Here is a 12,188-nt window from a genome sequence, read left to right as displayed (position 1 = left end):
AGATTGCTAAACGCTTTCCAATAAAAAGTCCGCATTAGCTTGCGGACTTTTTTCGTATTAGGCTCAGTTTAGCCGATATTTAACGTAGTGCCATCTGTTGTGGAGGCTGACTTGGTCGTCACCTGATATGTTTTGTCTTTAATCGTTGATACGAAATACCAGGTCGACTCTGCTTTGTCGGGCGTAAAAGTAACGCGCATAAAGCCACGCTGTTTGATGTCTGCCCACTGTAATTCTGACACTAAGTGCGGCAGCGTGTATTCCATTTGAGCGATCGCGACAGGGTCTAACGCGAGGTAGGCCTCTAACCCAGGGGAACTCACAGAGCTAGTCGCAAACTCTACCCCGATAGGATGCTTAGATATGTCTTTAAGCTCACTTGCCCATGCGTTGTGCGTATCTCCTGCCAAGCAGACAAAGTTACCACTGCTGGCTTTGGCCAGTTGATAAACTTTCTCTCGCTCAACGTAGTAACCATCCCATGCATCTAGGTTATATGGCAAAGCAATGGTATCTAAACTTGGGTCAGAGAGATAACCCGTAATCGCAGAGTTTACCGCTAATAACGCCTCTGTTTTTTGTTCTTCAGTGGCAGTAAACAATTGAAACATCGCGGTCATAACCGAACTTGGCAACTCCATACGAGACATTAACACTTGTTGCCCTAGCACATTCCAAGTTGCGTCGTGCGTACTGAACGCATCCATCAGCCAAGCGAGTTGGTCACCGCCTAACAGCTCTCGGTCTTGACTGCGCGACTGAGCAACTAAACCGCCAATAGCTTCCATCGTTGGTGAGCTGAGCGAGAAATAATCCAACGGTTTATCACGCCCCACAAGTCGCGTGTCGAGCATCATCAAATTGACTAAACTTCCAAACGAAAACTGACGGTAAATCAGCATGTTTGAGAAAGTGTTTTCACGAACGGGCAACCATTCTGTCCACGCGGCAGCCGCAGATGCACGACGATCATTAAAACTGCCTTCCTCTTCTTGATGGTTTTCCGCACCATTTTTCCAAGTATCATTTGCAAGCTCATGGTCATCCCAGACAGCAATCATTGGTAGGCTCGCATGTAACGCTTGCAGATCAGCATCTTGGCGATATTGCGCATACCGTTTTCGGTAATCATCTAAGGTAATACATTCAGTGCCTTTGCTTGGCTCTCGCCCTAGTGCCTCAGCATCTTCACTAGCGTAGCCACCAGCACCATACTCATAAATGTAATCACCGAGATGAAGCACCACATCAAACGGGTCTTGCTCATGTTGATTTAAAATCTCTCGATACACATGGAAATAGCCAGCAGGATAGTTTGCACAAGAAACAACCGCCATGGATGCCTTTTCTACACCATCCTCTGGTAATGTTTGAGTTTGCCCGACTTCGCTAGTGACATCTCCAACCATGAATCGATAGTAGTAGCGAGAATTTGCGTTGAGATTTTGAACATCGACTTTTACCGTGAAATCTCGGCTCGTGTCTGTGGCAAAAGTGCCACTTTGCACGATATCAGTAAAATTTTCGTTAGATGAAACTTGCCAGCTTACATCTGCGTAGCTCGCTGAGGTTGTAACACGAGTCCAAATGATTACTTGTGTTTGAGTAGGATCTCCACTCGCCACTCCGTGCTCAAAGGTAACCGCAGCAGATTCACTAGCATCGCTACCACAGCCCACCAGCCCGGTAACAATCGCCGTTGAAGAGGCAGCTTTCATAAAGTCTCGACGAGACAAAGACATATTGACTTCCTTTCTTATTGTGTTTGTTTTTATGCCCAAATGACGTGGTGACTCGATCATCCTTGTATGCCAATAAGGGACGTTAATTCGAACTTACAGTACCAACCACTTAGTCGGTAATTTGTCCTAAAAACACAAAGTTAGAAGCTAGTTATGACAATTGCATTTCCAAACGTTACATTTTTGTTAATTTAAGTGCAAATACTCTATATTCATCACATTTCCTAAGACCTGTGACAAAAACCTCAAAATAAAAAGCGACCTACTTTGAGGTCGCTTTTCATTGCACTATTGTTAAGTAGTACATCGATGAAGTGGAAATACTCAGCCTAAAACTTGATGTTAAGGACATCTTGTTCTGACGTATCCACCTTCAACTGACTGCGAGATTCTATGTACTCGATTTGCTGAACATCGAGCGAATATGGCATAACGACTCGCAATTCATTGATCCCTTCATGTTTAGCTAGCTGGGTTAAGCGGACCAAATTGGATTCATCACTTTTACGAGAAGACATCGATTTTAATGCGGCATCCCACAACCGATCTTCAGGCTTGCTCAATTCCGCAATGTTCTGTTTCCACATCAAACCGAAAATAGGCGCGATGGTGGCAAATGCCTCTAAAAAGGTCCATTTCTTACTACCTGTCGCTCCTAAAAAGCTAGTGTAGTCGAATTCAATGCACGTCTTTCCTTGTTGATCCATTCTATGCCCCCGACACTCGAAAATGAGATATACCAAATATCGTTCAACTGTTTTGATATAGCAATGGGATATAAAACATTCGTCTTTTATGCCCTAATATACATACAAAAGGAAATATTAAAACCAGCTTTGTAACAACTGATGTACAGCTTCGCCATATATAAGCATTCAATTGATTAATATTTCAATTAAGAAACTAAAAACAACACACAAGTAACGCTATCAATATGAAATCATTATAGATTCACCAAGAAAATATCAATTCTTGTCACAACGTCATCCGCCGACCTACTTCACATCAATCACTCGACTGGCCTTTTTATACTGTATCTTCCAACCAGCCCAGCGTGGCAGCTCCCAACGCTTCGGGTCTCCCTTACGGTTTCCCTCTCGATAAACGACCTGTACCAGCTTGCGAGACGCGTAATACTCGACATCTAGTTGGAGTTCTGGCAGCGAAAGTTCTAAAGGGTACTGCTCCGTGAAATCGTCGTATTCCCATTCTGGAACACCGTTAAATGTTAAGTCTTCTGGTTCAAACAACGCCATATCATCGATATTTTCAACGCCTAGTGTTTCCAACTGATCCTTTAACCAGCTAGAAAATGTCAAGGAGGCCAAGCCGTTAACCTCTTCTCCTTCGGCATTAAGGCCCAATGCGTTATAGAGCTTCCAGTGTTGTATTTGCTGTTTTCTTTGAGAAGCAAAACCTGGTAACAGTGTCTCGTCTTCTATCATTTCGACAATAGACTGAACTGCCACATCACCTTTTAACGCTTGATGTTCAGTACAGATTATTCGCCCGGCGTAGACCAAGTGCATCGTTGCTCTTGGGGTCTCTTCTTCATAATTCGTCTCACCTTGTTGCCACTCCCCTAGCTCAAGTTCGCGTAATAACGTCAGCGGGATAGGCATCATAACCGATGCGAGGTTTAGTGTTTGCTTAACACCTCGTCCTGGCACGCTATGGCTATCTAGCACGATGGCCGCTTCTTCTTTATCAGGAAAGCGGCTGTTACGCCCAACCAGCATCTCGACTACGCCATTTCCTAGAGCATCCCTTCGACGAGCTCGTCGGACAAACACAAGCTCAGGGTGCAATGAGGCGATGGAGAAAAAGAGCGCTTCACGTTTATATCGAGAGGCAACGTCAAGTTCCGGCAATTCAAACACTTCTCGCATTTGTTTCGCTAAACCTTGTGCCTCTTCGAGCGCGCTAGCATCAATGATAATGCCTGAGAGTTGCTCCCCCCGAACCAAACGGATCAACAAAGAGACATCACATCCGTATGGCTCCTCTTGAGATAGAAGCTCAGCAACTTCACCACTTTGTCGCTGATAGAGCTGCGCAGGCACAGATAAGGCGGCAGCCAAATCAATCATTGCTTCCTTCTCTGGCTTCGCTTGAATTCTGGTAACGAGATCGGCAAACAGTGCATCAATGGGTAGTGGATATACTTTTCTACCATGCTGCGTGACATTGCCATCCTCATCAATCGCTTCCATAGATAACAACGTCGAATGAGATGCCTCTAGCGACTTTGGAGGAATTGAGTCGAGAAAATCGAGTGTTGAAAGACGGTACCCACAACAAGCCGCTGCCAGCATGGGCTCGACGAGCTCTTCTCTGTGTAATTCTGGAGGTGTCACCAACTCTAAAGGCGCGTGCTCACCATATAGACGAATACAAGCCCCTTCGGTAACGCGACCTGCTCGCCCCATTCGCTGCGCGGCACTGGCCTTAGAAATGTTGGTTAATGTCAGTGCTGTACGTCCATTTCGTTGTACAGTTCTGCGCTCTAAACCACTATCGATTACCACACGGATATTAGGAATGGTCAGAGAGGTTTCCGCGACGTTGGTTGCCAATACGACTTTCCGTTGCTTTTGTACCGTCAGCGCACGATGTCGTTCTTCATCACTGACCGAGGCATGAAGTTTAACCACCATGACATCACTGCTGCTTTGTAGCATCTGCGCGCATTGGGCGATCTCTTTACGTCCTGGGAGAAAAACAAGAATATCGCCATCTTCATCTTCCAGTGCTTCTTTTACCGCTCCGACAACCTCCTGTTCACATCCCTTTTTGTTCGGTAAATAGCGGCTGTCTGTAGAACGATGTGTCACCGTGACTGGAAAGCAACGTCCCTCCGAACTCAGGCGCTTAGCATTCAGGTAACGAGCAAGCTTTTCGCCTTCTAAGGTAGCGGAAGTGACGATCAATCGATGTTGATTTTCTTGCTTCAAAATGGCGGTTAATAGATCAATATCCCAGCGTCGCTCGTGAAATTCGTCCACTATCACGACATCAAAGTCTGCTAGCTTGTTTTCCGAAAACCAACGCAGTGCAACCCCCGGAGTCACAAATACAACTTCGGTTTTTTCATCAAAGTAGGCATGAAGCTTGACCGCGTAACCGACTTTGCGACCTATTGGCTCTCCAGATTGCTCCGCAAGAAATTCAGCCAGCGAGGTACAAGCAATTCGACGTGGTTCAATAACCAGAACGCGTCCGTGTTTTGCCGCCCACATGGGCAAGCGGGTAGATTTACCCGACCCGGTTTCGGCTTCCACCACAAGATGGTTAAGGCTTACATGATGGTCAAACTCGGCTTGCAGGCTGTCGATAGGTAGTTGAAACATAGAAATTGGATTTGATTTGATGATGCAAAACATTATACCCAAGTAAAAAAATCCTGCTTTAGGTATCTCTAAACAACCAATATTGCCGATATTTTCGTCGGTATCTGAATTTTTTTGCGACATTACATTGATGTGCATCAACGCATGTTTACAACTAAATAGTGAACCCGTTAAAATTTGGTGCGCATCCTTCAACCCTACATAAGGCACCCAATGAACAACGATAAACGCCCACTATATATTCCATATGCGGGTCCGGCTCTTTTAGCAACCCCTCTTTTGAACAAAGGCAGTGCATTCTCTGCTGAAGAACGTAGTTCATTCAACTTAGAAGGTCTGCTTCCAGAGTCGACCGAAACTATCCAAGAGCAGGTGGAACGTGCCTACCAGCAATACAAAAGTTTCGAAAGCGATATGGATAAGCACATTTATCTGCGTAACATCCAAGACACCAACGAAACATTGTATTACCGCCTAGTGCAAAATCACATTTCTGAGATGATGCCTATCATCTACACGCCGACTGTTGGCGCAGCATGTGAAAACTTCTCTAACATTTACCGTCGTGGTCGCGGTCTGTTCATTTCATACCCGAACCGTGATCGTATTGACGACTTGCTGAACAACGCAGCAAACCACAACGTTAAAGTGATTGTTGTGACAGATGGCGAACGTATCCTTGGCTTGGGTGACCAAGGTATCGGCGGCATGGGTATTCCTATCGGTAAACTGTCACTATATACCGCGTGTGGTGGTATCAGCCCTGCTTACACGCTACCAATCGTGCTTGATGTGGGTACCAATAACCCGCAACGCTTAGCTGATCCGATGTACATGGGTTGGCGTCATCCTCGTATTACGGGTGCAGAATACGATGCATTTGTAGAAGAGTTTATCCAAGCGGTACAGCGCCGTTGGCCTGATGCTTTGATCCAGTTCGAAGACTTTGCTCAGAAAAATGCGATGCCTCTTCTAGAGCGTTACAAAGACCGCGTGTGTTGCTTCAATGATGATATTCAGGGTACTGCAGCTGTTACTGTTGGTTCTCTACTTGCAGCTTGTAAAGCAGCAGGAACTCAGCTTTCTAAACAACGTATTACCTTCCTAGGCGCAGGTTCTGCTGGTTGTGGTATCGCAGAAGCGATCATCGCACAAATGGTATCGGAAGGAATTTCTGACGAGCAAGCTCGCTCACAAGTTTACATGGTTGACCGTTGGGGTCTGTTACAAGAAGGCATGCCTAACCTTCTTGATTTCCAACAACGCTTGGTGCAAAAGCATACCAATACGAAAGAATGGGAAAATGAAGGAAATGGCTTCTCACTACTCGATGTAATGCGTAACGCGAAGCCAACGGTACTAATTGGTGTTTCTGGTGCTCCTGGCCTATTTAGCCAAGAAGTCATCGAAGAAATGCATAAACACTGTAAGCGTCCGATTGTCTTCCCACTGTCGAACCCAACAAGCCGCGTGGAAGCGACACCGAACGACATCATTCGTTGGACAAATGGTGAAGCACTGGTTGCAACAGGTAGCCCATTTGAGCCAGTGGTTCATGAAGGTCGCACTTACCCTATTGCACAATGTAACAACAGCTACATCTTCCCAGGCATTGGCCTTGGTGTACTTGCTGTCAATGCAAAACGTGTCACTGACGAGATGCTAATGGAATCAAGCCGCGCGCTCGCAACATGTTCTCCTCTAGCAATCAACGGTCGTGGGGCTCTACTTCCACCACTGGAAGAAATCCACTTAGTGTCGAAAAAAATCGCATTCGCCGTTGGTAAAAAGGCAATTGAACAAGGTGTCGCATTAGAAATTACTGATGAAGCATTGAACGTGGCGATTGAACAGTCGTTCTGGCAACCTGTTTACCGCCGTTACAAACGCACTGCGTTCTAAGCTTGAGACAATTCGTTTAATAATTAGCCCCTACCATGTAGGGGCTTTTATTTTTTTATCATCCTAACCAGATTTTGGCATAAATGGGCTTCTCTCTTTTTGTTTCTATCAGATATGATGAGAACTACATTTTTAGTTAAGGATATAAAACGTTTTGTTGTTTTCTCGCATAAGATCAAAGTGGAAGCTGAAATTTTCCTGGAAGCGATTTGCTTTGATTTTGTCGATCTCTGCACTTAGTCTGCTTGTTTCTGTTATAGCCATCGACCGGTGGGTGGTTTTACAAGCCAAAGAGAGCATTTTCACTGAATACGAGCAAATCCCTCAACATGAGGTTGCCGTAGTTCTTGGTACCAGTAAATACATCGGAAAGATCCTCAACACTTACTACACTCATCGCATTAATGCGGCGATTGAGCTTTACAACCAAGGCAAAGTAAAACAGTTTTTATTGAGTGGTGATAACGCCCACCGTTCATACAACGAACCGTGGACAATGAAACGCGACTTACTTAAAGCAGGCGTGCCTGAAGAAGTGATTCACCTTGATTATGCTGGCTTTCGTACCTTAGATTCGATTGTACGAGCAAAAAAAATTTTTGCTTCGGAGCGATTTCTGATTGTGACTCAACGCTTTCACTGCGAACGCGCACTGTTCATCGCTGATGCTTACAGCATTGATGCGCAGTGTCTCGCGGTAGCAGGGCCGACGGCCAACAAGCAAAAAACATCGATGCGTGTTCGAGAACTGCTAGCCCGTGTGAAAGCGTTTTTAGACCTGTACATTATCAATACGCAGCCTAAGTTTCTTGGCCCTCAAGAACCTATCGTCGCAGTAAAAGAGCCAAATAAAGCAGCTAACGAGCCTCTTCAAGTCCCCGTCGAATAGAGGAATAACGTGGCTCACAAGCCTAGTAACATTTCTATAAAACAAATGGGTAGTTTTCTACCCATTTCCAATTCTCAACATCACACTTTCTAATTTGCTCTACGATTCAGGCAAAACTCTTTTTCGCATTCAAAGTAACATTTCATCAATAAATAACTACAAGTCAGTTACTTTGCCATAAAAAAACCGACAAAAGGCAATGCAAAAGGAGCACTACCCATGACCGCACTCGCTGTGACATTGAAGAATTGGTTCTTCACTCGCAACAGCATGATTTTGAACGCGAATATCCTATTGTTCATTATCTTGTTTAATACCTTACCCTTTGAACCACAAGTAGTAACCGGCCTGAGCATCTTAGTTTTTGTTGCTATTTTGTGGCTAACCGAAGCGATTCACGTCAGCATTACTGCGCTGCTCATACCACTACTTGCGGTATTTTTGGGTGTGTTCAACACTCAAGCCGCACTGAATAACTTTTCCAACTCCATCATTTTTCTATTTTTGGGTGGTTTTGCACTAGCTGCGGCTCTACATAAACAAAAGTTAGATCAAGCTATTGCAGATAAAGTACTATTGCTGGCAAGAGGAAAAATGTCTGTCGCTGTATTCATGCTATTTGGTGTGAGTGCTGGCCTGTCAATGTGGATTTCAAACACCGCCACCGCCGCGATGATGTTACCGCTTGTGCTGGGTGTGATGACAAAGCTAGACGCCAAGAAAAACCACAACACCTTTTTGTTTGTTCTACTCGGTATCGCTTACAGTGCTTCAATTGGTGGTATTGCAACACTGGTTGGTAGCCCACCAAACGCAATTGCAGCAGCTGAAGTTGGCCTTAGCTTCACTGAATGGATGAAGTTTGGTGTACCTATTTCCCTAGTATTAATGCCAATCGCTATCCTCGTATTGTACACGATGACTAAGCCTGACCTTAGCCACAAGTTTGACCTTGACCATCAACCAGTCGAATGGACAAACGGCAAAATGATTACGTTGGCGATTTTCTTACTGACCGTAACTTTGTGGATATTCAGTAAGCCTATTAACGCTATGCTGGGTGGCTTCGCGAAGTTCGATACTCTTGTAGCCATTGGCGCCATCCTTCTACTTGGTGCTTCTCGCGCCGTCGAGTGGAAAGATATTGAGAAAACAACCGACTGGGGTGTGTTAATCCTATTTGGTGGTGGTATCTGTCTGAGTAACGTCCTAAAAGCAACCGGAACAAGCGTATTTTTGGCTCATAGCTTGTCAGGCTTCCTTGAGCAAGCCGGTATTCTCTTAACGATTCTTGCAGTGGTTGCTTTTGTTGTCTTCTTAACTGAGTTTGCGAGTAACACCGCCAGTGCTGCGCTACTTGTCCCTGTATTTGCGACCATTGCAGAAGCCTTAGGCATGTCTCCGGTTATTCTCTCTGCACTGATTGCCGTCGCTGCATCTTGTGCATTTATGTTACCTGTTGCAACACCTCCAAACGCGATTGTGTTCGGTACGGGTCATATCAAGCAAAAAGAAATGATGCGAATTGGTTTCGTATTAAACATTGCCTGTATTGCTGCACTAACGCTTTTCGCTTGGTTGTTCTGGTAAAAATAGCAAGTTCGATTAGCACTACACTGCTGCTCACGGTAATCGTATCGATAACCCAAACTTCCCCCCTAAGTGGTGTTCAGCAGTTTCCCTCTTGGTGGCCAGTTGGCCACCTTTTTTCTTTCCTTTTAGTGAACGGCTATCAGGCTTGCTTCTTTTCGCAAGCAAGTAAACCATAATGAGCTTCCACTCGGTTGCGACCATTGCGCTTCGCCTGATACAGCACTTCGTCAGCTCTCGCCATGGTTTCTGAGACGCGTTCATTCTGCATTTGGGCAACGCCAATACTGCAAGTTAATGATTCACCGTGCACCCACAAATGATCCTCCACATTTTTGCGAATCATTTCTGCCTTCTCTAACGCTTGTTCAATATTGGTATCAGGGCAAAATACGACAAACTCTTCGCCGCCCCAACGAACGAGTCGATCGTCTGAGTAAATAGAAGTCGCTACCACCATGACAAATTCGCGCAATATGTCATCCCCCATTTGGTGCCCAAATTTGTCGTTCACCTTTTTAAACTTATCCAAGTCCAAATAGAGAATACTGAAGGTGTTATGCCCCCAGCGAACCTGACGAGATTGTTGTTCCAGCCAGTGTTGCACAGCATATCGGTTCATCGCGCCCGTCAAAGCATCTCGATGCGCTAGCTCTGCAAACTCATAGTTTTGAGCTCGCAAAGTATCATTCACCTTTTCCAAATGACGGTGACGCTTTTGCGCTTTTTCATAAGCCACTCTATTTTTTCGTAACTCATGCAGTGAAAAAGCCAGTCCAAGCGCCATCCAAGAGAGTAATAATGCATACAACAATGTTTCTTGCGCAAGGTAAGCGCCTTCAAACTCAATTTTATCAATCACAATTCTATGTTTACCAAGTGCCGCACCAGACCCAGTTGCAATATCAATACGTGTGATGTTTGAAAATTCAGGTGCAGAGTGCTCAATCGCGACTCCGTTATCTGCTAACCACCAGGTCATCACCTGAAGATTTTTAATCGGAATTTCGACAATATCGCTCGAACCCGACGGAGAAAACTGCATGCCATTATATTTAATGGTGTACTCGTCGTCCGGCTTGGAATACTCAGAATTATAATTGCGAAGATACAAACGTAGGTCGTGGCTAGGGTTAGCCCCTATTCCTGCCTCTTCATATCGCACCTTCAATCGAATCGTATGGTAGTTGGAAAGGTCAATACCCTGTGTTGGCGTTGCTGAATCGGTATAAACCGAGATTCCGCAGTAAGGCCAAGCATACGAGCTCTGCTTTAGTTCACAGCTAAGGACTAGGCTTTGCCGATCGTATGTGATATCTGCCTCACTCACACCTCCTTCACTGGCATCTTTAGTTGCATAGATATTGAAATGCTCAGGTGTAATGGTCAGCTTTCGCGTATCGCCAAGCACACTATAAAGGGCAACCAAACTGATAGTGCAAATAGAAAGAGCAAAGATAAAGTTATGGATCCACTTCATGGGCAAGTGACCTGCTGAGATTATACAATACGTGGGGTTCAATAATTTCAAAAATGAAATCAAGATGATTTATCAAGAAATAAAATCGCTTTTTCATTCAATTCTTAGTTTCGACACATGGTAACGGATTTTGAACCGTTATCACGTTTTAAAATTTCTAAAAAGTGCAGCCCAACTTCTATTTGCGAAGCATTTCACAGCCATAATTTTTAGAAAATAAAACACGATGCATAATAATTTAGTGCAAGACATTTACTTTAAAGCTCCTGTCAACCCTGCATCTCTTCTCCACTTCAGTATATACTGTGCAAAAACACAATAATGAGTAATGTCATGTCATTAATTGCAACTGGCACGCTAAACAAAATGCGTGCTTCTCTGGACGGTGCCGTCAACTACCGTCTTCCTGTCGGTGAGGAAGAAATCGACTTAACTCCTTTTCTGGGTAAAACGCTCACACTGATTCACACTGGCAATATTTTTTGTTGCTCATGTGGAAAGAAAACGAAAAAGAGTTATTCGCAAGGCCACTGTTTTGTATGCATGAAAAAGCTAGCAAGCTGCGACATGTGTATCATGAAGCCAGAGACCTGCCACTACGATCAAGGGACTTGTCGCGAACCACAATGGGGTGAAGAGAATTGCATGGTGGATCACTTTGTCTACCTGTCCAACACATCCAGCTTAAAAGTTGGTATTACTCGTCATACTCAAATCCCGACTCGTTGGATTGACCAAGGCGCGACTCAGGGCTTGCCAATTTTTAAAGTAAAAACTCGCCATATCTCCGGTTTAATTGAAGTTGAACTGGCGAAACATATCGCAGACAAGACCAATTGGCGCACACTGCTAAAAGGTGACGGTGAACCTATGGCATTGCAGGACCGTTTTGCTGAGCTATTGCCTTTAGTCGAAGAGAAAATTGCCGAGATAAAACAGCAATTCGGCGAAGATGCCATTGAAGTATTAAACGAAAGCATTACCGACCTTAGCTACCCGGTACAACAGCACCCAACGAAGATCACTTCGCATAACTTCGATAAAAACCCGGTTGTTACTGGCACTTTGCAAGGCATCAAAGGTCAATACCTCATCTTTGATACCGGCGTTATTAATGTAAGAAAATTCACTTCCTATGAAGTTGAAGTTAGTGAGTAATCGCTTGCAGAACGCGTTGATTCAAATAAAAATGAAAAAAGCTCGATTTTGACTCGAGCTTTTGTTTTTCTATTAGG

General features: G+C 44.6%; 8 protein-coding genes. 4 read left to right on the top strand and 4 right to left on the bottom strand.

Annotated elements, in window-relative coordinates:
• Window positions 1–68: 68 nt before the first annotated feature.
• From R7O12_RS06155 to R7O12_RS06145, 3 genes are all read right to left on the bottom strand, one after another.
• The gene (locus R7O12_RS06155; protein ID WP_318056239.1) at window positions 69–1,742 is read right to left on the bottom strand and encodes an alkaline phosphatase D family protein; all 1,674 of its coding nucleotides are present in this window, start codon (window positions 1,740–1,742) and stop codon (window positions 69–71) included.
• Window positions 1,743–2,071: 329 nt separating this feature from the next.
• Window positions 2,072–2,449: a hypothetical protein gene (locus R7O12_RS06150; RefSeq protein WP_005377965.1), complete on the bottom strand. Its 378-nt coding sequence runs from the start codon at window positions 2,447–2,449 to the stop codon at window positions 2,072–2,074.
• Between the two features lie 288 nt (window positions 2,450–2,737).
• Window positions 2,738–5,092, bottom strand: a complete 2,355-nt coding sequence (locus R7O12_RS06145) for a helicase-related protein (protein WP_318104694.1) — start codon at window positions 5,090–5,092, stop codon at window positions 2,738–2,740.
• A 213-nt stretch (window positions 5,093–5,305) separates the two neighbouring features.
• Between R7O12_RS06145 and R7O12_RS06140 the strand changes: the two genes are divergently transcribed.
• The 3 genes from R7O12_RS06140 to R7O12_RS06130 all read left to right on the top strand — a co-directional run bounded on the left by R7O12_RS06140 (window position 5,306) and on the right by R7O12_RS06130 (window position 9,473).
• Window positions 5,306–6,994 carry an NAD-dependent malic enzyme gene (locus tag R7O12_RS06140; protein ID WP_005377977.1) on the top strand — a complete coding sequence of 563 codons (1,689 nt, stop codon included), beginning with the start codon at window positions 5,306–5,308 and terminating at the stop codon, window positions 6,992–6,994.
• A gap of 154 nt (window positions 6,995–7,148) precedes the next feature.
• Window positions 7,149–7,883 (top strand): vancomycin high temperature exclusion protein, encoded by a 735-nt coding sequence (locus tag R7O12_RS06135; protein WP_005388862.1) that lies wholly within the window; start codon window positions 7,149–7,151, stop codon window positions 7,881–7,883.
• Window positions 7,884–8,102: 219 nt separating this feature from the next.
• Window positions 8,103–9,473, top strand: coding sequence for an SLC13 family permease (locus tag R7O12_RS06130; protein WP_017634863.1), 1,371 nt, complete (start codon window positions 8,103–8,105; stop codon window positions 9,471–9,473).
• A 142-nt stretch (window positions 9,474–9,615) separates the two neighbouring features.
• Here the strand turns inward: R7O12_RS06130 and R7O12_RS06125 are convergent, their stop codons facing one another.
• The gene (locus R7O12_RS06125) at window positions 9,616–10,953 is read right to left on the bottom strand and encodes a GGDEF domain-containing protein (RefSeq protein ID WP_031781257.1); all 1,338 of its coding nucleotides are present in this window, start codon (window positions 10,951–10,953) and stop codon (window positions 9,616–9,618) included.
• Between the two features lie 333 nt (window positions 10,954–11,286).
• Here R7O12_RS06125 and R7O12_RS06120 point away from each other — a divergent pair, with 333 nt between their 5' ends.
• On the top strand, window positions 11,287–12,111 hold the full coding sequence (locus R7O12_RS06120; RefSeq protein ID WP_318104689.1) for a DUF2797 domain-containing protein: 825 nt from the start codon (window positions 11,287–11,289) through the stop codon (window positions 12,109–12,111).
• Window positions 12,112–12,188 lie beyond the last annotated feature (77 nt).

The sequence above is a fragment of the Vibrio sp. Vb1574 genome, assembly GCF_033338675.1.
The sequence above is the reverse complement of the archived record's forward strand: the minus strand, read 5'-3'. Positions and strand labels throughout refer to the sequence as shown.

Bases quoted from the DNA above. Each gene is read 5' to 3' on its own strand.
- R7O12_RS06145 (WP_318104694.1), bottom strand. From the start codon at position 5,092: ATGTTTCAACTACCTATCGACAGCCTGCAAGCCGAGTTTGACCATCAT.
- R7O12_RS06155 (WP_318056239.1), bottom strand. From the start codon at position 1,742: ATGTCTTTGTCTCGTCGAGACTTTATGAAAGCTGCCTCTTCAACGGCG.
- R7O12_RS06120 (WP_318104689.1), top strand. From the start codon at position 11,287: ATGTCATTAATTGCAACTGGCACGCTAAACAAAATGCGTGCTTCTCTG.
- R7O12_RS06125 (WP_031781257.1), bottom strand. From the start codon at position 10,953: ATGAAGTGGATCCATAACTTTATCTTTGCTCTTTCTATTTGCACTATC.
- R7O12_RS06150 (WP_005377965.1), bottom strand. From the start codon at position 2,449: ATGGATCAACAAGGAAAGACGTGCATTGAATTCGACTACACTAGCTTT.
- R7O12_RS06130 (WP_017634863.1), top strand. From the start codon at position 8,103: ATGACCGCACTCGCTGTGACATTGAAGAATTGGTTCTTCACTCGCAAC.
- R7O12_RS06140 (WP_005377977.1), top strand. From the start codon at position 5,306: ATGAACAACGATAAACGCCCACTATATATTCCATATGCGGGTCCGGCT.